At 52.9% G+C, this 22,678-nt stretch carries 19 protein-coding genes and 1 pseudogene; 4 read left to right on the forward strand and 16 right to left on the reverse strand.

The features are described 5' to 3' along the window. The first annotated feature begins 13 nt into the window (after positions 1 to 13). From gtfA to B5F07_RS19720, 3 genes are read left to right on the forward strand one after another with little or no spacing between them, the layout of a single operon-like run. Positions 14 to 1,411, forward strand: a complete 1,398-nt coding sequence (gtfA, locus tag B5F07_RS19710) for a sucrose phosphorylase (RefSeq protein WP_087162917.1) — start codon at positions 14 to 16, stop codon at positions 1,409 to 1,411. Continuing rightward, positions 1,380 to 3,167: a sensor histidine kinase gene (locus B5F07_RS19715; protein ID WP_087162918.1), complete on the forward strand. Its 1,788-nt coding sequence runs from the start codon at positions 1,380 to 1,382 to the stop codon at positions 3,165 to 3,167. Before gtfA ends, B5F07_RS19715 begins: the two co-directional genes overlap by 32 nt. A 15-nt stretch (positions 3,168 to 3,182) precedes the next feature. Then, entirely contained in the window at positions 3,183 to 4,769 is a 1,587-nt protein-coding gene (locus B5F07_RS19720) for a response regulator (RefSeq protein WP_087162919.1), read from the forward strand. 67 nt (positions 4,770 to 4,836) lie between these two features. Here B5F07_RS19720 and B5F07_RS19725 read toward each other — a convergent pair whose 3' ends face one another. The 16 genes from B5F07_RS19725 to B5F07_RS19795 form a co-directional block, all read right to left on the reverse strand. Then, entirely contained in the window at positions 4,837 to 5,442 is a 606-nt protein-coding gene (locus B5F07_RS19725; RefSeq protein WP_242972608.1) for an isopentenyl-diphosphate Delta-isomerase, read from the reverse strand. Beyond that, positions 5,420 to 6,388: a hypothetical protein gene (locus B5F07_RS19730; RefSeq protein WP_087162921.1), complete on the reverse strand. Its 969-nt coding sequence runs from the start codon at positions 6,386 to 6,388 to the stop codon at positions 5,420 to 5,422. Before B5F07_RS19730 ends, B5F07_RS19725 begins: the two co-directional genes overlap by 23 nt. After that, a complete protein-coding gene (locus B5F07_RS19735) occupies positions 6,381 to 7,394 on the reverse strand; it encodes a protein kinase domain-containing protein (RefSeq protein ID WP_087162922.1) in 1,014 nt (337 codons plus the stop codon). Before B5F07_RS19735 ends, B5F07_RS19730 begins: the two co-directional genes overlap by 8 nt. Beyond that, positions 7,391 to 8,509 carry a radical SAM protein gene (locus B5F07_RS19740; RefSeq protein ID WP_087162923.1) on the reverse strand — a complete coding sequence of 373 codons (1,119 nt, stop codon included), beginning with the start codon at positions 8,507 to 8,509 and terminating at the stop codon, positions 7,391 to 7,393. Before B5F07_RS19740 ends, B5F07_RS19735 begins: the two co-directional genes overlap by 4 nt. 125 nt (positions 8,510 to 8,634) lie before the next feature. After that, positions 8,635 to 8,787: a hypothetical protein gene (locus tag B5F07_RS22720; RefSeq protein ID WP_162613188.1), complete on the reverse strand. Its 153-nt coding sequence runs from the start codon at positions 8,785 to 8,787 to the stop codon at positions 8,635 to 8,637. 96 nt (positions 8,788 to 8,883) lie between these two features. After that, complete coding sequence (locus tag B5F07_RS19745; protein WP_087162924.1) at positions 8,884 to 9,867, reverse strand: sel1 repeat family protein; 984 nt, start codon at positions 9,865 to 9,867, stop codon at positions 8,884 to 8,886. 41 nt (positions 9,868 to 9,908) lie between these two features. Next, positions 9,909 to 11,669 (reverse strand): hypothetical protein, encoded by a 1,761-nt coding sequence (locus B5F07_RS19750; protein WP_087162925.1) that lies wholly within the window; start codon positions 11,667 to 11,669, stop codon positions 9,909 to 9,911. A 39-nt stretch (positions 11,670 to 11,708) separates the two neighbouring features. Then, positions 11,709 to 13,598: a hypothetical protein gene (locus tag B5F07_RS22725; RefSeq protein ID WP_087162926.1), complete on the reverse strand. Its 1,890-nt coding sequence runs from the start codon at positions 13,596 to 13,598 to the stop codon at positions 11,709 to 11,711. Positions 13,599 to 13,652: 54 nt separating this feature from the next. Then, positions 13,653 to 14,417, reverse strand: coding sequence for a hypothetical protein (locus B5F07_RS19760; protein WP_087162927.1), 765 nt, complete (start codon positions 14,415 to 14,417; stop codon positions 13,653 to 13,655). Positions 14,418 to 14,467: 50 nt separating this feature from the next. Then, positions 14,468 to 15,784 (reverse strand): type IV secretory system conjugative DNA transfer family protein, encoded by a 1,317-nt coding sequence (locus B5F07_RS19765; RefSeq protein WP_087162928.1) that lies wholly within the window; start codon positions 15,782 to 15,784, stop codon positions 14,468 to 14,470. Between the two features lie 52 nt (positions 15,785 to 15,836). Further along, on the reverse strand, positions 15,837 to 16,061 hold the full coding sequence (locus B5F07_RS19770) for a hypothetical protein (protein WP_087162929.1): 225 nt from the start codon (positions 16,059 to 16,061) through the stop codon (positions 15,837 to 15,839). Continuing rightward, positions 16,052 to 17,437 carry a protein phosphatase 2C domain-containing protein gene (locus B5F07_RS19775; protein WP_087162930.1) on the reverse strand — a complete coding sequence of 462 codons (1,386 nt, stop codon included), beginning with the start codon at positions 17,435 to 17,437 and terminating at the stop codon, positions 16,052 to 16,054. Before B5F07_RS19775 ends, B5F07_RS19770 begins: the two co-directional genes overlap by 10 nt. 36 nt (positions 17,438 to 17,473) lie before the next feature. Further along, positions 17,474 to 18,277, reverse strand: a complete 804-nt coding sequence (locus B5F07_RS19780) for a vWA domain-containing protein (protein ID WP_087162931.1) — start codon at positions 18,275 to 18,277, stop codon at positions 17,474 to 17,476. 59 nt (positions 18,278 to 18,336) lie between these two features. Then, positions 18,337 to 19,638, reverse strand: a complete 1,302-nt coding sequence (locus B5F07_RS19785) for a serine/threonine protein kinase (protein WP_087162932.1) — start codon at positions 19,636 to 19,638, stop codon at positions 18,337 to 18,339. 30 nt (positions 19,639 to 19,668) lie between these two features. Next, positions 19,669 to 20,967, reverse strand: a complete 1,299-nt coding sequence (locus B5F07_RS19790; RefSeq protein ID WP_087162933.1) for a hypothetical protein — start codon at positions 20,965 to 20,967, stop codon at positions 19,669 to 19,671. Positions 20,968 to 20,974: 7 nt separating this feature from the next. Next, positions 20,975 to 22,003, reverse strand: a complete 1,029-nt coding sequence (locus B5F07_RS19795) for a transglutaminase domain-containing protein (protein WP_087162934.1) — start codon at positions 22,001 to 22,003, stop codon at positions 20,975 to 20,977. A 389-nt stretch (positions 22,004 to 22,392) separates the two neighbouring features. Here B5F07_RS19795 and B5F07_RS19800 point away from each other — a divergent pair. Then, a pseudogene (locus B5F07_RS19800) lies at positions 22,393 to 22,678 on the forward strand (hypothetical protein); the annotation flags it as partial.

Raw genomic sequence — 22,678 nt, forward strand, 5'->3', positions numbered from 1 at the left:
GAGGAGATCAGCGATGAAGAATCAGGTAATGCTTATTACTTACGGCGACAGCCTGGGGAGAAATTTCCGGGAACTGGAAGAGATTATGGACAGATACTATAAAGGGGCAGTGGGAAGCATACATATTCTTCCGTTCTTCCCCTCCTCTGCCGACCGGGGATTCGCCCCGCTGCGGTATGACACTGTGGATGAGAAATTCGGAGACTTTACGGATATAGAGCGGCTGGGAAAGAAATACGATCTCGCCTGTGATTTTATGGTGAACCATATATCGGCGCAGTCGGAGTATTACCGGGATTTTCAGGAGAAGAAAGAGAACTCCCCGTATAAAGACATGTTTATCCGCTGGGAGAAATTCTGGGGAGGGGAGCCCACCTGGGAGCAGGTGGATAAAATCTACAAGAGAAAGCCGAAAGCTCCCTGTGTGGATATCACCTTTGCCGACGGAACCACGGAAAAGCTCTGGTGTACATTTTCCGAGGAGCAGATCGACCTGAACGTGGAGGCGCCGGTGACGCAGAAATTTATCGATGACACGATCCGTTTCCTCTGCACCCACGGAATCTCCATGATCCGTCTGGATGCGTTTGCCTACGCGGTGAAGAAGAAGGACACAAGCTGCTTCTTCGTGGAGCCGGAGATGTGGGAGCTCATGGAGCGGATCGCGAAGACTGCCGCAGAGTATCAGGTGGAACTGCTCCCCGAGATCCACGAGCACTATTCCATCCAGATGAAACTGGCGGAAAAAGGGTACTGGGTCTATGATTTTGCCCTGCCCATGCTCGTGCTCCATGCCCTGTATTCCCACCGGGGCGACCGTCTGAAACACTGGCTTGACATCTGTCCGAGAAAGCAGATGACCACTCTGGACACCCACGACGGCATCGGCGTGGTGGATGTGGTGGATCTGCTCACACCGGAGGAGATTGAGGAGACAAAGGAAAATCTTTATGCCCGGGGCGCCAATGTGAAGAAGAAATACAGCAGCGAGGAGTATAACAACCTGGACATTTACCAGATCAACTGTACGTTCTACTCTGCCCTTGGAAACCGGGACGACGCCTATCTTCTGGCAAGAGCGATCCAGTTCTTCGCACCGGGAATTCCTCAGGTCTATTATGTGGGCATGCTCGCAGGGGAGAACGATCTGGAGCTTCTCGAGGCGACAAAAGAGGGAAGGAATATCAACAGGCACTACTATTCCGTGGAGGAAGTGGAAGAGAACCTGAAACGTCCGGTCGTGCAGAAACTCCGGGATCTTATGCGGTTCCGCAGCGAGTGCCCGGCGTTTGACGGCGAGTGCATCTGCGAGGCGGAAGGGACAAAGCTGAGAATCGAGAGAAACAACGGAGAAGTAAAAGCAGTTCTGGAGGCAGACCTTGAAAGCTACGAATTCACAATCCATCATTAAAAAGACAGTCCGGCTCCTGGGAATCCAGTGTATGCTCCTCCTGACCGTCCTCGTGGCGTTCCTGGCGGTAATCTATCATACGGCTTCGGAAAATCTGGAGACAAGCGCCCGTAACCTGATCGAGGTATACGGGCGAAGTCTTCAGATCACAATGGAAAAAGTGGATACCATGCTGGAACAGCTGATGTACAACAACAGTACGTATACACTTCTGCAGAGTGAGAGCGAATCTGTCCGGTACTATGCGTCGGTGGAACTGAATGAAATCATTGCCAATTCTGCGGCTTACGCAAGTTATGTGGACGCGGTGGTTGTCGCGGAAGCAGAGTATGGCACCTGTCTGTATTTTGACAACGACAAACTTTCTCTGGAGGAACAGCACGCGGTGAATGATTTCACCATGAGCCTCGCTGAGAAGGGAAGCATGCGGTCCAGATGGAGTGTGAATGAAATCGGCGGCAGGCCTTATGTCTACAAAATGTATGTGTGGAACGATGAGGCGGTGGCCGTGTATATTGCCGCGGAGAATTTCATGGATGTGACAGCGGAGGAAACCATCGACGGAACAACAATGATTCTCACGGACGAAGAGTCCGTGGTGTGGGACATACAGGGAGTGCGGGAAGACATTCAGACAGTTGGAGAGCCCCTCAGGGAGGTCTCCTCTTTTGCGTTTGTATCGGAAAGCTACGAACTGGAAAACGGGCTGGTCCTGCAGGAGTACGTCAGCCGCAGCGCCATTATCAGCCAGTTCAGCATCAGTATGGCGGTGGTATTTCTGATTATCGTGATTCTGGGATTCTTCACCTATCATCTGGTGGGGTATATCTACCGGCAGATCATTCATCCGATTCATGATATGCAGGAAAACATGGAAAAGATCCAACAGGGAGATACAGAGCTCCGCATCCGCGGGCAGTATGGAGGAAGGGAGTTCATCACCCTCCGGGATACCTTCAACCACCTGATGGATGAGATCATGAACCTGAAAATCGAGGGGTACGAGAAGCAGCTTGATCTTCAGGAGGCGGAGCTCAGAGCGGTAAAACTGCAGATCCGTCCCCATTTCTTCCTGAATGCCATGACCACGATCTCCTCGCTGAGCCAGCAGGGACAGAATGACCGGATCACCGCGTATATCAGTGCTCTCTCCAAGAATATCCGCTACATGTTCCGCAGCGGGCTTCACACGGTACCGCTGTCGGAAGAGATCAAGCATGTGGAAAATTATTTTGAGATGCAGGAGATGAAATACCCGGATAGCGTCTTCTATAATATCGAGATTGATCCGGAGGCACAGGACTGGCCGGTGCCCCAGATGCTGATTCACACGATCATTGAAAATGAGTATAAATATGCCGTAAATGTGGATCAGATGCTCACTATCCTGATCAAGGGGACAGTCTGGGAGAATGAAGGGGAGAAGCTGCTTTTCCTTGAAATTGAAGACGACGGGGAAGGCTACCCGGAGGATGTGCTGGAACAGTTCGGCGCCGCGCGGGAGAATGAGAGCGATTCCGCACAGCAGCCGGGCAGCGGGCAGCAGTCAGGCGGCGGACGGCGCGGCAGGGACGCATCCCGCGGGAAAGACGGAAGCCGTGTGGGGCTGTGGAGTCTGCGGAAGATGATGGCACTGATGTATGAGAGAGACGATCTATTTACGATAAGAAATATAGAGCCTCACGGGTGTAAAAATACATTTATTATTCCGCAGAAGCCGGTGCATGAAGTGCGGGAGACAAACGATACGGAATAACTGGGGGAAGAGAGAATGCAGGTACTGATAGTAGACGATGATATTGCGACAGTGGATGTGATAGAGAAGAAGACGGACTGGGAAAGCCTGGGAGTAGACCATGTGTATACAGCGTACAATATTAAACAGGCGAGAGAACAGATTCTGACGAAAGAGATCGATGTGATCATCAGTGATATCGAGATGCCGAAGGGGTCGGGGATTGAATTCCTGGAATGGTACCGTCAGCAGGGGCTGGACGGGGAGGTGCTGTTTCTCACCTGCCACGATAATTTCGGCTATGCGGCGAATGCCGTGAAACTCAGGGCGGCGGAATATCTGCTCAAGCCTTTTGACGTCCAGATCATGGAGGCTGCGCTGAAGAAGATCATCTATGAACTCAAGGAAAAGCGGCGGGTCCGCGAGGAGAGCGCTTACGGGCAGTGGATGAAAGGAAATCCGGTCAGACAGAAGAACATGCTTCTCAATGATCTCCTGACAGCGCAGATTTCTCCTCAGAAGGAGCAGGTACTTGAGGAGATCAGCAGGCGGAAGATTGATATGGGAGCAGATCTGTATGAAAAATCCTGCCGTCTTGTGGTATCGAAAGTCATGGATAAAGAAAAAATCCATGAGAAAGTCAACGCAAATCTGGCACGTTTTATCCTGGAAAATATTCATTCCGAAATGCTGTGCCGGGATGCGGAGGACGCAGTTGTGAGCTGCTTTGAGTTCAAGGACTATTATGTGGTGGCGACCGTCTGCGGGAAAAAGGGAGAACTGGCAGAGATATGTACCTCTATGATTGCGTCATTCCGTGAACTTCTGGAGGCAAATACAACCTGCTGTATCGGAGAGTGCTGTTATGTATGGGAACTGTATGACAAGTATCAGAATCTTCTGGAACTGATTGATGAAAATGTATCCTACTTCGGGACCGCCTTCTATGAGGAGGAGAGCGTGATAAGCGCCGATGAGTCTCGGGACGCGGTGCTTGATCTGGATGAAATGGACCGGCTTCTGGAGGAAAAGAAAAAGCTGAGATTCTTAAGCTGTATCAAACAGGAGCTGGGAGAGCGTATGAAAGACCATTCTCTGAGCGACCAGACTTTGAGAAAAGTCCGTCATGAGATCCTGCAGTCTGTCTATACTTATCTTGGAAAGAAAGAGATATCCGCGTCAGGACTGAACGATGACGGCAGCCTGAACCGCCTGGAGGAGCGGGCAGTGCAGTCCGTGACAGATCTGATCCGCTGGGTGAACTGTCTTCTGGAACGCCTGTTTTCCTATGAGGCGGAAGTGAAAAATTCCTATCAGCTGAGCCAGAAGGTTGATGAATATATCCGGGAACACTATATGGAGCCTATCGGCAGAAATGAGATCGCAGCCCATTTTTACATGGCTCCCAAGTATCTCTCCAAAATCTATAAAGAGCAGACCGGAGTGCGGATGATCGATACGATTACCGCATGCCGCATCAGCCAGGCCAAACTTCTCCTGGAAAAGGGGGAGAGAGTCAGCGATGTGGCGACAGCAGTGGGATTTGAGAATTTCACTTATTTTTCTACAATATTTAAAAAGTATACCGGAGTTACCCCGAATCAGTACCGGAAAAATGAGTGAGAAAGCAGATATAAAATGAGCCCCTGCGGGCAGAGTGCGGTGAAACACTCTGCCCGCAGGGGGATTGCTAAATTAATTTTTTTATAAGCTGATATGCCATGGCGAACCAGCTTGTGAAATCTTCCGGGCGTTCGTCCAGCCAGCGGTCCAGCTTTGCAGGGCTGATCCACATGGAATCCTCCGCTTCGTCATGGTTCAGTATGATCTGTTCATCTGAAATGGCACGGCGGCAGAGAAAGACGTAATCCCACTCATGTTCCGCCAGTTCCCCGTAGTGGGAGTAGTATTGAAATTCTCCTGCAAGGGTGAAGTCATGTTCCGGACTGCCGGAGAGATCGGGAACAACCGGGAAATCAAGACCGAGTTCTTCCTGAAGGCAGCGGGAGAGGGATTGGCTCCAGGTTTCTCCTTTCCTCGGGTGTGAACAGCCGGAATTGCTCCACAGTCCTCCGGAGTGGTATTTCCCTTTTGCACGCTTCTGCAGCAGCAGTGCCCGGCGCTCCGGGTCATAGATAAATATGGAAAATGCACGGTGGAGCTGACCACGGATATGCGTGTCCAGTTTTTCTCCGTATCCGATGACTTCATTTTTTTCATTAACCCATATGAGGAGCTCCGGGGCTTTCACGGGTGTTTCCGCAGGGGTTCTGTTATTGTCGCTGATTGTGTCCATTTTCAAAATAACTCTCCTGTATTCCATAGTATAGATTTACGGAATATTTCCCGTCTGTATCCAGACAGAATGCGCATCCTGCGGGTTCCAGCTCGGGGTGTGTCCGCAGCCATCTGCAAAGTCTGTCAGCTTTGCCTGCCAGAGCATGCAGACCTTTTCCCTGCATGCCATCTCCCTGCAGGTCCTCTCCCTGTATGCCATCTCTCTGCGGGGCTTCCTGTGAAAAGAGCCCGGAAAGGACAGGGCAGAGGTCGTGGAAGTATTTGACATACAGTTTATATTTTTTCCAACCGTTTCCCATAACATCCAGTCCGGTCATCCAGAGATGGCAGCTACACGCTTTCAGTACAGCTTCTGCATGACGGGCAGGCAGCAGGTAATGTTCGTCCGGCAGAGCACGGAGATATTCCAGATAAATACTGTCATTATACCAGATATTTTCGGACAGTGCATCAGGATCCTGACAGAAACGGTTGATCCAGTGGAATTTCAGCATTTCGCTGGAATCTGTTCCGGTGTAAATGGCGCCGAGAAAATACAGAGAGGCATAAAGGTAATTTTTTCCCGTAGTAACCGGCATCTTTGAAATCGTGCGGATCAGTTCTTCGTTCTGTGAAAAAGCGGGCTCATGATCTGCCAGAGCAGAAAAAAGGTGCTGCATATTTGAATCTGTCCGGCTGCTGATGCGCATATCTGACTGGTATTTCCCTGTTCTGCCGCTGTGTTCGACGGTTTCTATATACTGCAGCATCCGGTGTTCTTTCAGCCATCTGGTGAGCCAGTGGTCAAATGGGGCGGAGCAGTGGTCGCTCCAGTACATTTTAAAACGGCATGGAACGGAGGCGTCTGCATCCAGGCAGACGCCAATGTAATCGATATTGTGATATTCAAAAGGGTAGGCAAGTTCTGCACGAAATTTTTCGTAATACTGCTCAATCTCATTCATAATCTGTGTTCTCCATTACTTTTCCTGCAGCGGATTCAAGTGCCTGTCTCATCTTTGCCGCAGAAGGGAAACGTGCGGCGGAATCAGCCAGGATGGCTTTTCTGGCGATCCGGGCGAGCTGTTCCAGAAGCGGCCTCTGTTTCTCTGTAAACGGAACCCCGAGACGGGTCTGTGTGCAGGCAGGATTCGAGGCACAGTCCGCAGCAGAGGGGAGCGGGGGATCCTCGCCACGAAGACGGCGCAGAAGGGCATGATCCCGTTCCCCGGGGGTAAAGGGCCCGGGATAGGAAGGGAGAAACGGAATCCGGTTGTCGTTCAGAAGCCGGTAAAGGATGATGCCGAGTGCATACAGGTCTCCGGCATGGTCTGCGGGAGAGCCGGCGTAGATCTCCGGGGACATATGGGTCAGAGTTCCGGCGCGCCCTTTTTCTTCTGTTGGCCGCTGCAGATAGTGGGCGAATCCGAAGTCTCCCAGCTTATAAGTATCCGTCGCCTCCTGCCAGAAGATGTTTTCCGGTTTTACGTCCCGATGGACAATCTGTGCCTGTTCACAGGCTTCCAGGGCAGTACACAGATGGATCCCGAAGCGGCAGATATCGGATGGCGTCATGAGAAGATCCGTCATCCGGTTTATAAAAGGCTTGAGAAGTTCCATGCGGATCAGGACAAGCCATCCATCGGGAAGTTCCCGGATCAGGTAATCTTCTAGCTGCACGATATTGGGGCAGTGGGAGAGCTGTTCCATCATCCGGATCTCTCCCATAGTTTCCTCCAGAACTGCGCGGAAAAAATAGCGGATGCAGGAAGCATCCATCCCTTGTGCCCGGGCAAAGCGGAAATTTCCGGTGTCTGCGGAGATGGTGATCTGCTTCAGAGCCGCGTATTCCGGTCCGGCAGGCGTACTGCGGCAGATGCGGATGACTTCCCCCACAGAGCCCTCCCCCAGGGTGTCCACAGGGTACCACTCACCCCACACAGGGAAGAGGTCTTTTTCATGTTCTGTCATGGCTTTAACTCCTGCACTGCTTTCACGTTTCTCAAAAATTTCAGTTCCGTTCCCTCGTCTTTAAATGTCTTCCTGCCGCATTGCCAGAGACGGTACTGGAACATGGCGTTGGCAAGAAAATGAACTTTCATCATGCGGCAGTAGTCGTCTGCAATGTGATAGACATTTCCCGTGGCGCCGAAATTGATGCCGTAGCAGGTGGGGCAGTTCCCGATCAGCGGGCATTTCCGACATTTTTCATCGTTCTCTTCCAACCGGAGCGGACAGGAAAAATCCAGTTTTTTCGAGGCTTCTGCTTTCTCCTTGCCGATGCACAGCGGAGCGAAAGCGTGGCAGGGATAAGCGATGCCGTCCGTGTCGTATGAGCGCATCATGGGACCGACGCCGCAGAAACGCCTGGGGTGTTCGGTTCCCGGTGAAAGGTCTTCAATTCCTGCCCGGAGAATCGTGGAGACAGGGACATCCGGGTGTTCCAGATAGTACGAGGACAGAAGATTCATCTGCTCTGCAAGGATACCGGCACATTCCTCCGGCCAGGAGATGCCCTCCCCCAGATTGCAGGAGACTTCAAATCCCTGTTCGTGAAGAGAAATAATTCCTTCGGCGAGCTGGGGAAGTGTCTGAGGGGTGGCAGTCATTTTCGCGAAGGGGAAATATTTCCGGAAGAATGCAGTATCGATCATATCGTAGGAGTTGGAGCGGTTCCGGTTGTGCATCTCCGGCGTCCCGTCCATGCTTAAGTACACTTCCATTGTCTCATAGTTTTCGACGAGCCATTCCTGGATCTCCCCGTGGACAAGGGTGCCGTTTGTGGTGGTGAATCCGTGCCAGCCTTTATTCCAGTTCCGGCTTTTAAGAAAGTCGTGGATCACCTTTATTTTGTCAAATTCCAGATAAGGCTCGCCGCCGAAATAGTAGATACAGGCGAAGTCTGAACCGTCGTCTGCCGTCATTTCGCGCTCCACAATATTCAGGGCAGTCTCAAGCGGCATCTCACGGGTCTCTTTGTTGTGCTCATAGCAGTAGGTGCAGCGCAGATTGCATTGGTTGGTCAGGGTGAGGATAATGATTTTCGTGCCGGGTTTCCCCATAAATTTATCCAGATTTTTTCTCATATTATTTTGCTCCGATCATTGATTTTTCTTCCGGAGGAACCATCGGGAAACGCCGGCCGCGAGTGGCCGGCGTTTCCCTGTTCGCTCTTTGAGTTTCTGCTCTGTATTGCGTCAGATTTGCGGGATTAATCCCATGCCTGGCAGTGTCCTGTGGCGCATCCGCTGAAGTTCATTTCTCCGGAGTGCTCATCGGAAACCGTAACGCCCTGTGCAAAAAGATCTTCCATTCTGCCTGTGAGAACGCTCAATTCTTCTTCACTGAGATAGATGTTGCTCATGTCTGAAATCCTCCTTTTACTAAGATGAGAATAAAGTATCACCTTAAGGAGGCGGCTGCAACTATGTAGAGTCTAACATTTTCCGAATCTGAAAGCTTATAAGTCCTTCCGCCATTTGCGGATGAACGCAAGAACAGCAGTTATGACAATGAAGCTCAGGATAAAGGGCACGCTGGATACGGACTGGATGATCAGACCTGCAATGGCTGCGATGATCAGTGTGCTTCCCCATTTCTTAAAGAAGCCTCCGGAGCTGTCTGCGGACGTCCGGGATCGGGCAGCGGAGTTGTCGGCAGCCGTCCGGGCGCTTCCTGTGGAGCCGGTGTCTGCACCTTTTACCCATGGCGGCAGGGGAAGGGACATCAGCGCTTCTTTGGGAGAGGAGAATTTTATGAACAGATCCGGCGCGTCATCATTCTGGAGCATCTTCTCAAGCGTTGCCATATCGGGGGTGTATTCGGGGAAATTGTTCAGCCAGTAGGTGGCATATCCGTTATCCAGGGAAGAGGCTTCTGTGAGATAGGCATGGGCATCCTCTCTTGTCTCTTCCATCTGGTCTGCAAGGTGGTACTGGATGGCGATCGCCTTTGCAATTTCGCGTCCGCCGGCCTTTTCTTCCGGAATCTGGATGCCGGGATCCCAGAGGCGGGAGATCAGCTGATCGATGTAGGCAGCTTCTTCGGAATGACCTTTTTTCAGATACCACTGGCGGGCAAGGTACAGGCCTTCCGCAGAGTCGGCTGCAGTGCCGTAACTCAGGCAGATGGATTTGAAGAGATAGTCTGCCCCTTTGATGTCCCCGTTCTTTAAGAGGATCATGCCCAGGTATTTTACAGAGTCTCCCTCGTTCAGGTCTGCGGCATACTTCAGATATTTTTCTCCTTCGGCATGATCGACGGGAACTGCAAGCCCCCAGTAGTATGTGGCGCCGAGCTTATATGCCGCGAAGCAGCGCAGCTCGTCCTCTCCGCTGTGATAATAGCAGTCCTCAAGTACGCGGATACGCCTCTGCGCATGGTCCGGGTTATAGTCGTTTTCCAGTTCCAGGTATTCTTTCCAGTAGTCTTTTTGTTCGCTCATATCAGTTTTCTCCTTTTCATTTGGGTGTTGTGCCCGGCAGATTAATTCCGGGCGGTAAATTCTTCAAAGCTGCGCAGGGAAAGCCCCTGGCTGCTGCTGTCGGAAAATCCGGCGAGACAGTACAGGCATTCTGCCAGGTAAGCTTTCCGCAGGGCATCCTGGTCGTCCGTGGGAGTCGGATATTTCAGGATCATCCATTCTGCCGGACCGCCGGATACATAGAGTGTGCTGACGATGACCACATCCAGTCCGCCCTCCTTTGCCGTCAGATAAAAGTGTCCTTCATCGTCGCCGTCTGCGTATGCGAGAAGCTGCACATCGGTCATCCCCGAGGTGAGGCTCCGGGTAAGCGTCTCCCTCCATTGCTGTGACGAGTATTTCGTAGTCATGGATTTGATATGATACTCCAGGTATGAGTCGTCGGTCCCTGTAAAGACATAGGAAGTATCAAATGTGTCGCTGACCAGATTTACATCCGTGTACAGATTGCGCGGGTAGGCGAAGGTAAAGTTTTTCCCACGGGCTTCATAACGGGAGTAGCTGTGCAGGTCTGTCACATTATCCCCGTAGACGGTGGTGCCCACAGAATCCAGAGAAATCTCGGATTCCAGACGGGGCTGGTAAAGTTCCGGCTCCTGTTCTTCGGCAGTCTGTGAGAGCCCTTCTGTGGAATCTGCGCCGCTTTCGTCTGTATCGTCACCTGAGTTGCTGCCAGTGCTGTCATCTGTGCCGCTTCCTGTGGAGTTTTCGCCCGTGCCGGCTGTGCTGCTGTCCGCATCTGTATCCGATCCTCCGGACAGCCGGGGGACGAACCATATGAGAAGAGCGATGGCTAGAAGAAGGACAAGCATTTTCTTTTTTCCTTTCTTCTTTGCGGGGGCAGAGGTCGGGGCAGAAGATAAAGCGGAGGGTGTCTGAGCAGGATGTCCTGCAGTCAGGTTCTGTCCTGCGGATGCCGCCTGCGCCCCCGATCTGCCTGGGGCTGCCGGGTGGGCGGCATCTGCAGAGCTGCCTGCAGATTTCCCTGTGTCTGCCGTCTGTCCTGATGCTTTCGGCGATCCTGCGGATTCAGATTTACCGGCAGAGGAGGAGTCCCCCGTCAGCGGAAACGGGTATTCCCTGCCGAAGAGATCAAGGACGGCTTCGAGAAAAGCATCGATATAGCAGTCTGCAATGAAAGCGGACTGAAGCTTTTTCTGGAGCAGACGGATCTGGCTGCGCTCGTCCTTCTTTTTGACGATCAGGGAGACCAGTTTCCGGACGTCCGTGCCTGCCGCTTCATAGACCCGTTCCACCAGGCGGCGCTCTTCGGAGAGACCGGCGTCCTGATCTGCGAGAAGACTGGACAGGATAGTACCGCTTTTCCAGAGCTCGTTCTCATATTTATCGTCCAGAGCCTGAAGCGCGGCGGAAAAGCGGGCAATACTCAGCGCGGGGGCAGAGGGGAAATGTCCGTCATCCACTAGGTTAAAGTCCCGGTCAAAAACTCCGAGAAGAATATTCAGGAGATCACGGCATTCTCCTGCAGGGAAAAAGGCTGCAGCCAGTGCTGCTTTTACCTGGTAAACGGTCTCGCGGATCTGCGTATCGGAACCGTTTCTCCGGAGCGCGTCAATCAGGGATGCGATCTCCGGCTCTGCACAATGATATACGGCTTTCATAAGAGGGAGAGCGTCAGCCGTATCCTGCCCCCGGGAAAGATCAAGGACGTAGGAAGAGAGCCTGTCCACGTTCAGAAAGACGGCGTTTCCCTGTGTGTCTCTGATATCTTTCAACAGGGTTATGATTTTCTGTGTATCCATGTTTCACTCCTTATGTTACATTGTGTATTTTCCGCGTATCTACAGGTAGTCCGATTTGAAATCGTTCCACGAGGGATAGTCTGTATTTCCGCCGAAACCGCACAGATCATACATAACCTGCGCATAATATTCTTTCAGGGCAAGGTCTTCGGTACCGGATGCTTCCGGGTATTTCAGGACCATTCCCTGGATGCATTCGGAGCTGATGCTGTAAAGCTGATAGATGACAATGTCCGGGTTTTCCTTATCCGTGCCTTTGACATACAGGGTGTAGCGCTCCTGGCTTCTGGTGTCGGCGAGTGCGCCGGACATAGATTTCCGGTCGGCAAGGATCTCCGCATTATTTACGGAACCGGTGGCATAGTCCATCTGTGCGTCCCGGTATTCCTGGGCGGATGTGTCTACCGGATGCCGGAAGACGCTGAGGGAACTGGGATCGCCTGCACAGGAAAATACGATATCGATATCCTGTCCGTCATTCTCGAAGGTGTAGGAGACATCGTCATAGAGCACCCTCGGATAGGAAAAGGAAAATGTGTTGTCCGGTCCCTGGTACCGGGCATACCGGGAAGGTGAGGCGATATTGCCTATGGCGTAGAGACCGCTCTGTGTGGAACTGGTGCTCACGGACGGGGCAGGATAGGGATCGGATGCAGTGGCGGTGTTATTCCCGCTGTCGGCACCATTCTCTCCATCGGTGCCACTGCTGCCGGTACCGTTCTCCCCGCCGGCGCCATCGCTGCCGGTGCTGTCCTCCCCGCCGGCGCCATCGCTGTTAGTGCTGTCCGGGCCGTCTGATCCGGCGCTGTTCTGTGCTTCGATGGCTGCACTTTTGTTGGCTTCTGTGGTGAAATGATCGATCACAGGTTTTACCACATAGAGGAAAACGAAGTAGAGGACAAGTGCCGTGAGGATGAGCTTCGGCAGAGAACGCTTCTTCTTTGTGGCGCGCGCCGCTGCGGCTCCTGAGCCGGAGGTGGCTGCTGTTCCGGAAGCTGCCCCCGAGCCGGAGATGCTTGAGGCTCCGGAAGCTGCGCTTGAGCCGGAGGCGGGTCCGGACCTTCTCGGACGGTGAGGAGGCGCGCTGCCCGGAGCGGCAGGGGGATGATACAGCGTCTGGGTGTATTCAAGTCCGGCAGACTCCAGAAGAGAGCCGACAAGGAAATCGATATCCTGCAGATCCATAAAAGCGCTTTTGAGCTTTGCCTGCAGGCACGCTGCGGGCATCTTTTCATCATCATCTTTCCGTGCTGAACTTAAGACGGTTTTCATGAGCGTGTATAGCTCGTCTCCGGCTGTCTGACCGGCGCGTTTCAGAAGTCCGGCTTCCTCCCGGAGCGCAGGATCATGGTCGGTGGCAGCAGCCGCGGCGGTATCCGGATTTTTCCAGAATTCGGATCCTTTCTGACGATGAATCTGTTCCAGACATTTGACGAATCTGTCTTTGTCAAGAGAGCGGGGACGCTGTCGGAGCACGGGATACCCGGGACCGCCGAGGGTCTGTTCCGGATCAAGGGAGCAGGCTTCGAGAAAAAGACAGACAGCCTGTTCCATGTAATTTCCTGCGAAGAAAGCCCGGTGAAGAGCCCCTGCCAGTTTCTTCAGGGACTCACGGGTGTTTCTCTTTTTTGAAACTGCTGTCACAAAGCCGCTGAGTTCCTGCTCTGCTGTACTGTACACGGCGCGGAGCAGGCGGATGTCGTCCTGGCAGGACGGCATGATATCCGGGAGCATTGACAGGACGATCCGGCTCTGCTTTAATATTTCCGCTCCACGGGAACTGACGATGTACAGAAGTGCTGTCCCTGCGTCAGTTACCGTGATGTCGGTAAGCGGCAGAAGCATCCGGCAATGGGGACAGAAGATCTGGTTCTCTTTTTTCTCAAAGCTCTGCCCGCAGGACGGACAGACGGTTTTCAGGGAATTCATGTTTGCTGACCTCGCTTCATCTTTCAGGATAAATAATTCTGCGCCATATGTACCTTACCGGCTCATGCCTTTGGACGAAGACTTCCCGCCGCCGGAAGCGCTTCTGCCGCCGCTCTTTCCGGCGAACCCTTTCCGTCCTCCTCCGGTCTGCATCTTCGCGCCGGATGATTTCGCCACCGCCGATCTTGCCATTGTTGATCTTGCGGTACTTTTCGCAGCGGTCATCTTCGCTGCTTTTGTCCGGTTCATTGCAGCGGCTTTCTGATGGTATGACGGAGCGCGCAGTGTGCGGCTGTTTTTGATGGCGCCGCTCTTGTATCCGCCGTTGGTGATGGTCTGCATGCCCCCGCCTTTTCTTGGCATGCCTTTGGGGTCCGCCTTCTGGAACTGCTTCTGCGGGGCGATCTTTCCATATACCAGGTTCTGGTTTTTCGCCAGCTTCACATTGGTCTGCTTTGTGGCGGGATTGGACGGGGGAAGGGCTCCTTTGTTTACTCTCTGGGAAGGATTCCGCCCCAGGGATTTTTTGGAGACGAAGTTCCCCGACGCTCCGTTTTTCCCGGAAGTCACTTTGAAATTCTCGCCCTTTTTCGCATGGCGTGCCATGACAGGCGTTTTTGTGGAGTGGGAAAAGGAGTTCCACATGTTTTTCGTGTCTGTTCTGCTTAAGTTCCTTCCTGTCATAAGTTTTCGGAAATTTTTGGAGTTCATCTTTGCCGCCTGGCTGGTAAGTCCCTTCTGGCCGTAGCGGCTTGCCTGCGTTCCTTTTCTTGTCCGGAGCACGTTTTCCCGGATCCGGTCAGCCTGTGTTTTGTCCATAGCGCACCTCCTTTTGTGTTTTCTGTGTTGCCGGTGCAGGGGAAACGTCCTTACCGGTACATGTCAAAATAGAAGCGGAACGGCTGGGAGAAGGGAAGACCGACGACAGCCTCACCGACTTTCAGGTCATTCATATCCCAGTCCTCCACGGTACAGCCGTTTCGCTTTTCTTCTACATAGGTATTGTCCATCTTTTTATACTGCTCCAGGACCAGGTTCTTCCCGTAGAGTTCCGAGAGGTATCCGCGGGTGGTGACGTCGTTTGCCCGGAAGCCGATGATGGAGGAGAATCCTGCGGCGAGGTTTTTCCCCCGGCTCTGCCCGTAGATCTCGTAGAGCTGTTCGATGGACTGAAGCCCGGCAAAGATCTTTACCCCCAGGCTGCGCCCGAAGTTGACGCCGTCGTCGATGTGCTCCAGATGAGGGATGAGCTTGAATTCGTCACAGAAAAAGTAGACGTTCCCCTCTGATTTATTCCGTCCCATGGCCTCCTTGAGCGCCAGGTCAAAGAGCTGTTTGTATACGGGGGTGAGGACGCTTCCGATGGACAGGTCGTACTCGATGAAGAGCGTCCGCCCGCCTTTCCGGCGCACGAAGCTGCGCATGGAGAACCCGCCTTTCTGCGCGAAGACGCCCATGAGGATATCGCGCATGACGGAGAACATTTCCGAGAGCACGCCCATCCCCTGGGGCCCGTCCCCTACGATGTAGCTTAAGACAGACTGCATATCCGGCGAATCTTCCAGAAGATCAATGAGGAGATCCGCGGTACATCCGTCCAGGTATTCCCGGAGGGCGCTGTTGTACATCCACTCATTACAGAATTCCTTGTCGTCCCGCCCCATTCTTACGAAAGTGACGAGGATGGCAGCCAGCAGATCCCGGGCTGCGTTTGGAAAAAAAGCATTTGCAGAGCTGTTTTTCACGCGCTCGGCAAAAAATCCCTTGCAGATCTCCTGGGCGTTGACCAGGATCTCCGGATCGTCCCAGCCGTCGGACACGATCTCGCGGAAAATATTCCAGTGCTCGGAATTCTGGCGGTACTGGGACGAGTTGCCGATCACCACGTCCCCCGGCCGGAAAAAGCGGGAGTAGAAATCCCCCTTGCTGTCGAAGATGATCATGACGTCGTCCGGGGTCATCTTTGCCTTGAGCTGGCTCATGATATGGTAGAACAGTGTGCTCTTTCCGCATCCGGTCCCGCCCACGAGCATCATGTGCTTGCTCAGGATATCGTTGTCCAGACCAAAAGAGGCGGGCTTTCCGTTGAACTCGCCTTTTAAGATCACTTTCGGGTCTGCGGGCAGAGCCGGGGGAATGTTTTTTGAGATGGAGCTGCCGTATAAAAGTGTTTTTCCTACCGCCATTTTTCTTCTCCTTTTCATCGTCAGCTGCTGCGGCTGAACGTTATCTGAGATATTATCGGAACGTCAGTTTCAAAATCAGTTTGAAGAATACCCAGCCGAGATAAAACACGGCCGTGATATAGCCCACGATGATGCACAGCACCGCTTTTACGAGACGGTTCGGCATGACGGGGGCGTCCAGCCAGGCTGAGCGGTAGGAGAGCAGGGCGCTTCCCGCCTTCAGCGCGATAAATGTATAAATTGCGAGAACGATCAGGACCGAGAGAATTAGTTCCATGAGAAATCTTCCTCCTCTTCTTCCGGATATGCAGGCTTCTCTGCCATCCCGCTGTCCTCTGCCTGAGCGTGAGCCGGCGTCTGCAAGTCAGCGTCCTCTGCCTGAGCGTGAGCCGGCGTCTGTGCGTCAGTGTCATCTGCCGGAACGTGAGTCTCGTCCTGCGCAGGATCCGCCTCTTCCGCTTCCTCCGGCAGTCCTGCGCGCAGACGCCGGATCTGTTCAAGCATCCCGGCCCGCTCAGCGGTCAGATCCTCATAACGTTTTTTGTAGTCGTTATATGCTTTTTCTGCATTCTCGTATTTCTTCTGCTTCTCTTCATATTCCGGGTCCGGGATCATGGGAGGGAAGAGAGAGTCCGGAGAAAGCGAACGCCTGGCTTTCAGCCAGATCTGCTCCGCGTTATTCATTTGCCTTTGCAGATACTCCATTTTCCCGCTCTCCATGGAGGTGATCCGGTCGTTTAACAGTTTCAGGCTGCTCTGCAGATCTGTTTCCCGGTTGGCGCGCACAAATACGTGGATAAGGGACGATACTTTTTCCAGGTCGATGAATCCGCAGATGGTCGTGTCATCCCGGCTCCCTTTCTGGGAAAATTCCGGCAGGGTCTCATTCAGGTGTTTCAGAAGCCCCTTCACCCCGTGTTCCGATGCATAGATCAGAAGCTCCCGGTAATAAGAGTGCATCTGATCCATGGAGAAAAAGGAGTCCTCCACCCCGTCGCTCCCCGCCATGCATGCGCTGATGGGATAGACAGCCAGATCGATCACGTGGTAACGGCAGCTTGCGATGGCGTCCGTGTCGCACAGCGAGGTGGTGACATTGGCAAAACAGCGGTCGTCCCAGGGGATGGGCTGATCCACATGGCCGTCCTCATAAAATACATCGCATCTCCCGTCGCCCTGCTGGAGCAGGAGGAGATAACGGTCCGTGAGGAGCCCGGCGATCATGGTCGTGCCGTAGACGTGTTCGATCCGTTCTCCCTGGTCATAGCGGGCGATGTAGCTCCGGGAGCCGGCCCGCTCTTCGTCTGTGAGAGGATTGCGGTTGAAGTCATCCAGGACGGTCTGGGTCCATTTCCCGAAGATGCTGGTGATGAGCTGGCGGATCAGCGGTTCTTTCCACCGGCTGTCGAAGAGCCGGTCCGTCCAGTTCTCCTCTTCTATGGAGACGGCAAAGGAGCGCAGTTCCTCTGAGGCGATCCGGCAGATCGTTTCAGAACCGAAGCTGCTTCGGGGACAGTTGGAATCCCCGTGGCCGTCGGCGGCAACGAAGATCCGGCAGAGTGCATCTTCTGTGGAGATGCTGTAGTCTTCACAGGGCTGGCCTGCTTTGATATGGCCTGCTCCGTGTATGGTGATGTTGAATGTCTCATACATATCTGTATCCTACCTCCGGAAATGTGAAACGATGTCCTAGTCCCAGTCGTCGTCCCATCCGCCGGATGATCCTGTATCCCATCCTCCGCCGGAAGCATCTGTGTTTCCGGTATCAGGAACAGGATCCGGCTCCGGAGACGGTTCCGGGATGACGATATCGGGATCGCCTTTCATCTCCCTGCTGATCTCCCGGAGTACCTCGCCGGTCTGGCTCTCATCGGCACGGCTCTTGCTTCCGACCATGGACGCGGTGACGGAAACAACCCGAATGAGTTTCTTTAAAGTCTCGTTGTCGTTGACCTTGATGACTGCCTCCCGGTTGCCCGCGATCTTTGCCAGAGCGTCTGCGTCAAAGTCGTCACCCACGCCGATGGCGATCTTTGTGGCGATTTTATACCATTTGTTTCCGGCGCTGATCTTTTTCAGTGCCTTTTCATAATCGTCGGTGGGATATCCGTCGCTCATGAAGATGATGACCGGTGCTTTGTAGCCTACTTCACTGTCGAGGAAAGCGCTGCGGGAGAGCTTCTTGTCCAGCTCGTCGAGGGCCGCGCCGAGTGTGGTGAGCCCTCCGGCTTCCAGATCATTCCAGAAGTAGTCCTCCATGAAGATCAGGCCGTTGGTCACCCAGCGGGCGTTGGAGTCGAACTGCAGGACGCCCACTTTCAGCTCCGCGGTGGGATTGTTTTCGGACACCTCTTTTAAGACGTCCACCGTGTCGTTCATTGCCTCATTGACTGAGGAGATCCGGTCTCCTGTCATACTTCCGGATGTATCGATGACATAGATGATGGGTAACAGTTTCCGTGCGATTTTTTCGGTTTCTTCTGCTCTTGGCATGGTTCTCTCTCCTTTTTACAGATTATTCTCTTTTATCCGTTGATTCTGAGCATCTTGTATCAGTTGATCCCGATGGTCTTTCCGCCGGGAAGCTGCAGGGTGATCCCTGCCTTGAGGGGAACAACGTCCCCGGCCTTTAACTGCTTCTGCTTTCCGCTCGGTGTGATGGCGAGGAAGGTATCTTTCGTCATGTTGCGGAAACCGAGCATATTCGGGTCGTCATCCCTGCTGACGATCACGCCGATGCGGTCCAGGGCATCGTCCGCGTTGCATGCGCCGAGCTGACAGCGGTAGATCCGGGTGCCCTTCGCCGCGGTGATGGAGTAGTCCGCAAGCTTCAGGGTATGCTTTACTTCCACTGTCCTCCCGCAGTCGTCGCACCGGGTGTCAGAAGCGTCCTGGATAAAGACTTCGTTCCGGCAGTGGGGACAGCGGACGATATCGCTCTGAAAGCGGACCAGGACTTTCAGCCAGTCCAGTTCCCTGAGACGGCGGGCCGGATTATGGATGGCCTCCTTGGAAAACGCAGTGAAAAATGCGTCCTGGATATAGGAAGGCATGTATTTCCAACGCTGGAGGACGTTGTCATGTACCCCTTTGACCGGGCGGTTGGAATCGTCGTCCTTGTCAAAAATGAAGACTGCGTCGCTGCCGTAGAGTTTCTTCTCCATGGCAGGGGTCAGGCATGGCACGAGCCAGTGTTTTCCCTCCAGGGGATGGTTCATGCACAGGATCATGAACAGCACGACAGCCAGGGAAAAGCGGTCGGTCTGGGTGTTCGGCTTCTCTCTGCCACCTGAGACCACGATCTCCGGCGCCATGTACCTGGGCGTGCCAAGAATGAAGGTGTCCGTCTTATTGGCAGTGATATTGTCGTTGTCGCAGATGCGTACATCCCCAGTTTTCGGGTTGATGAAGAAATTTCCGTCGTTCATATCCTGGTAGCAGTAACCGCTGTTGTGCAGGAGGCGGAATGCGGACACGATGCGGATACATGCTTCCGTGGCCGCCTTAAAGGACGTGAAGGTCACTTTGGCAAGGGTAAAATCACAGAGTTCATAGTAGCCTTCCGCCCGCAGGTCCATGATGTAGCCGAAAGAGCCGTCCACCTGTTCCGTGGCGGTGATGGGCCACAGGAATGCCGGATCCGGCGAGCCTTTCTCCGCGTTCTTCACCAGATTTTTATAGAAGAGATCCGAATTTTTGAGTGCGCCGTCCTTATACCATTTCATAGCTTTCTTCTCGCCTCCGTACTCCACGACATAGACGACTCCCTGGCCTCCCTCGGCGAGATATTTTACGACTTTCGCGGGGATGCCGCTGCAGGTTGGGATGATTTTCCCGGGTGCAAATGGTTCCATAGTGTTCCTCCTTATGTTTTGATTTTGATATTAAATCAGCAGTTGGATGTGCGCGGTCTCCCGGCGTGCCTGGGAGATGATATAAGCTTCGGTATCCCCCATGCCGGAGATCCATTCCGGCCGCACTTTGTATGCCCGGTTCCGGCTGGTGGAAGTGGAATTCCCTGAGCTGTGGGAACTCCAGATATCCCGGGGATTGGTCTGGGTGCCGTAATTTTTCGAGTAGGAATCCACCCACTCGTCATACTGGCCGACAGCGTCCGCCCATTTCTTTGCGCTCGCCCCGGACTTGTGGGAGAGGATGACCGCCAGACCGCTTCTCCCCACAAAGGAATCGAACAGTTTGTCGTCTCCGCCTGTCATGGCGTAGAGGTCGTCCGAGACAAGGGTCAGGGCAAGGAGATTGGAGGACATCTTCAGGAAGTCCTGGTACTGTCTGTTCGCATTGACAGGCAGGGAATCAACGACGAGCATGAAGGGCATCCGCCGGGAGAGAGCGAGTTTTAACTGATAAATGATGATGTTGGTCATCATCTGGCTGCTCAGTGACACAATGTCGAAACAGAGAATCTTATGCTCCTTTATGGCGGTAAACACATTGACCGGCTCCAGACCGCAGCCGCTCTTCCATAGGACCGGGTCCATCTCCATCTGAAGACCGGCAAGGACGCTGTCGAGCTTGAAGTTCTCCGACTGTCCCATCATCAGTCTGGACCGGATCTCCTGCGCTGTCTGGTCCGTGATCTTCCCCTGTGTCTGGGCGTCATCCACCAGGTCGAAGATCCGCAGGTGTGGACAGGTGGCAAACATGTGGAAACTGGTGCTCTTCCCGATGCCGTTCATGAGGGAAGCCACTCCGTCCAGGTAATATTTCACATTGTATTTCATGTCGAATTCCGGCGGCGTGCTCTGGACGATCTCGTTGGAGATCTCCAGGCCGGAAAGCCCGTACATCGGTTCAAATGCGGGAACCTGCGGACTGATCTCTGCATACCGCGGATCCTTTCCGAAACGGCTGCGGACAGCTTCCGCAAGCTGCAGATCCCCCTCGTGGAGGATGATGACCGGGAGATGATTCTCTGCGGCGCAGGCGATCTGGGCACAGACGACATTGCTGCGCACGGCATCCACGCCTCCGGAGATTACGCAGCTGCACGATGCTGACCCGGGCGGAAGGAATGCTTCGATCCGGTTGGGCTTATATTCAATAACGCTCCGGTTTATGTGGTTGATGCGCTCGGTCCGGCTCTGGAAAAGAGAGCTGAAAAATCCGTCTGCCCTCTTTAATTCAGGAACATCGGATGAGCGTCTGACAAGGTCGTTTCCCATAAGTAAGTTACCTCCTGATATCCTCTCCGCCTTCTGAGATCCGGTAGAAAAAAATTCCCAGTTTCAGGTTGTGGGAAGAGTTTAAAATTGCACCGAAAGGAAAGAAAAACGGCATTTTACGGAGCAGCATGGCCTCGAGGGCACGCTCTGCTTTCGCCAGCACATCATCCGGTGCCAGAAGTTGGAAATAGAAGCTTCTGCGCCCCTCTTTCAGTTTTTTGGAAATATAGGATTCGCACTGGCGCAGTTCTGTGAACTGACGCCGCGTCTGTTCAAAAAAGGTAAGCCCGCTTCCGGCATCACAGTGCGGTGTGCCGGAATAAACATGGTCTGTACGGATCAGGTCGTCCGGCAGGCAGAAATAATCATATCGGATAAAATGCAGGGGAGCGCTCAGGCACAGGTCCCATGTGACATCAAGGTGGGCATGCTTCCCGTCTGTGGTTAAGAGATTCCATCCGTGACTGTCATCGAGACCGGCCCGGTCTGATATCCCCTTTCCGGTGATGACAGGGAGAGAAATTCCCAACCGCTCACCCAGATATTCCACGGCAAGGGAGATCCCTTCGCATACGGCGCTTTTCTTCCGGAATACACCGAGAACGGAATAGGCTTCCAGATGCATCTCCGGGAAGCGGAGCGCCTCCTGGTTATAGGAGACATTCTTAACCAGTGTGTCATGAATCCAGCGGCATTTCTCCAGAGGCGGAGCTGTGCATACATTTTTTCCGGAGGCGAGGATACGAGATACCTTTTCCTCCAGAAGGAGCCTCAACTGTATAATCTGCTTCTTCGGATACAGATAGTCCACATCCCAGATCAGCGAGGTGCCGGAGGTATTTACCGTAAAGCGGTGGAAATCTACGTAGAAGATCTCCGGGTGATCAAAAGAGAGAAGCGTAATGATCCGGGAGAAACGCTCCATGTCGGCTGCGGGGACCCGGATATCCGGGCGGCATGCATTGAGACCATTCAGAGCAGCCCGGTATACTTTCTTTTCCCGGGGATCAAGGGTGTTGTAATAGTATTCGGACATTTTCCGCCTGCACCTCTGTCTGTAAAATGAAGCTGCCGAAAGGACGGCAGAATAATCTCCGTTTACGGTAACATTTTTGAAGAGGCGCATCAACAAAGTAAACTTTAACAATTTTCGAAAAATTATTTTGGAAAAAAATAGAAAAGATGGGGATACAGCAAAATCCGGTATGGTTTTTATGGCAGCAGTGTGCTAATATATGCTCAAAGCATTATTATTTCTGATATATTTCATCTTATCTGCGGATCTTTCCGTATCAAAGATTCTATGATCAAAAGAAATCTCAATGCTTTTATATCCCATTGACACAGCAGCGAGGTTTCTGGTTGAAAGAAAAAGAGACAGGCAGAGAAGCCTCCTGCGCATTTATTATTAAGAGGAGGAATTCTATGCAGACAAAAGAAAACACCGCATCTGTCACACCAAACCGGACATATAAGTCCCGGATCTTTATCATGATCTTTGGCGATGAGAAGAATTTACTGGAACTTTATAATGCCATGACTGGAAAACATTACACAGATCCGAAACTGCTCACGATCAATACTCTGGACAATGCCATTTACATGTCGATGAAGAATGATCTTTCATTCCTGATCGATTCCCGGCTGTCCCTGTATGAGCATCAGTCCACATACAGCCCGAACCTTCCTCTGAGATTTCTTCTTTATCTCT

Origin of the sequence: Lachnoclostridium sp. An169, from assembly GCF_002160525.1 — a bacterium.
In the GTDB taxonomy this organism is placed as follows: domain Bacteria; phylum Bacillota; class Clostridia; order Lachnospirales; family Lachnospiraceae; genus Mediterraneibacter; species Mediterraneibacter cottocaccae.

Coding starts and splice junctions, on each gene's coding strand:
- B5F07_RS19760 (WP_087162927.1), bottom strand. CDS start 14,417: ATGGACAAAACACAGGCTGACCGGATCCGGGAAAACGTGCTCCGGACA.
- gtfA (WP_087162917.1), top strand. CDS start 14: ATGAAGAATCAGGTAATGCTTATTACTTACGGCGACAGCCTGGGGAGA.
- B5F07_RS19750 (WP_087162925.1), bottom strand. CDS start 11,669: ATGGATACACAGAAAATCATAACCCTGTTGAAAGATATCAGAGACACA.
- B5F07_RS19765 (WP_087162928.1), bottom strand. CDS start 15,784: ATGGCGGTAGGAAAAACACTTTTATACGGCAGCTCCATCTCAAAAAAC.
- B5F07_RS22725 (WP_087162926.1), bottom strand. CDS start 13,598: ATGAATTCCCTGAAAACCGTCTGTCCGTCCTGCGGGCAGAGCTTTGAG.
- B5F07_RS19770 (WP_087162929.1), bottom strand. CDS start 16,061: ATGGAACTAATTCTCTCGGTCCTGATCGTTCTCGCAATTTATACATTT.
- B5F07_RS19720 (WP_087162919.1), top strand. CDS start 3,183: ATGCAGGTACTGATAGTAGACGATGATATTGCGACAGTGGATGTGATA.
- B5F07_RS19775 (WP_087162930.1), bottom strand. CDS start 17,437: ATGTATGAGACATTCAACATCACCATACACGGAGCAGGCCATATCAAA.
- B5F07_RS19745 (WP_087162924.1), bottom strand. CDS start 9,867: ATGAGCGAACAAAAAGACTACTGGAAAGAATACCTGGAACTGGAAAAC.
- B5F07_RS22720 (WP_162613188.1), bottom strand. CDS start 8,787: ATGAGCAACATCTATCTCAGTGAAGAAGAATTGAGCGTTCTCACAGGC.
- B5F07_RS19725 (WP_242972608.1), bottom strand. CDS start 5,442: ATGGACACAATCAGCGACAATAACAGAACCCCTGCGGAAACACCCGTG.
- B5F07_RS19785 (WP_087162932.1), bottom strand. CDS start 19,638: ATGGAACCATTTGCACCCGGGAAAATCATCCCAACCTGCAGCGGCATC.
- B5F07_RS19740 (WP_087162923.1), bottom strand. CDS start 8,509: ATGAGAAAAAATCTGGATAAATTTATGGGGAAACCCGGCACGAAAATC.
- B5F07_RS19730 (WP_087162921.1), bottom strand. CDS start 6,388: ATGAATGAGATTGAGCAGTATTACGAAAAATTTCGTGCAGAACTTGCC.
- B5F07_RS19780 (WP_087162931.1), bottom strand. CDS start 18,277: ATGCCAAGAGCAGAAGAAACCGAAAAAATCGCACGGAAACTGTTACCC.
- B5F07_RS19795 (WP_087162934.1), bottom strand. CDS start 22,003: ATGTCCGAATACTATTACAACACCCTTGATCCCCGGGAAAAGAAAGTA.
- B5F07_RS19735 (WP_087162922.1), bottom strand. CDS start 7,394: ATGACAGAACATGAAAAAGACCTCTTCCCTGTGTGGGGTGAGTGGTAC.
- B5F07_RS19790 (WP_087162933.1), bottom strand. CDS start 20,967: ATGGGAAACGACCTTGTCAGACGCTCATCCGATGTTCCTGAATTAAAG.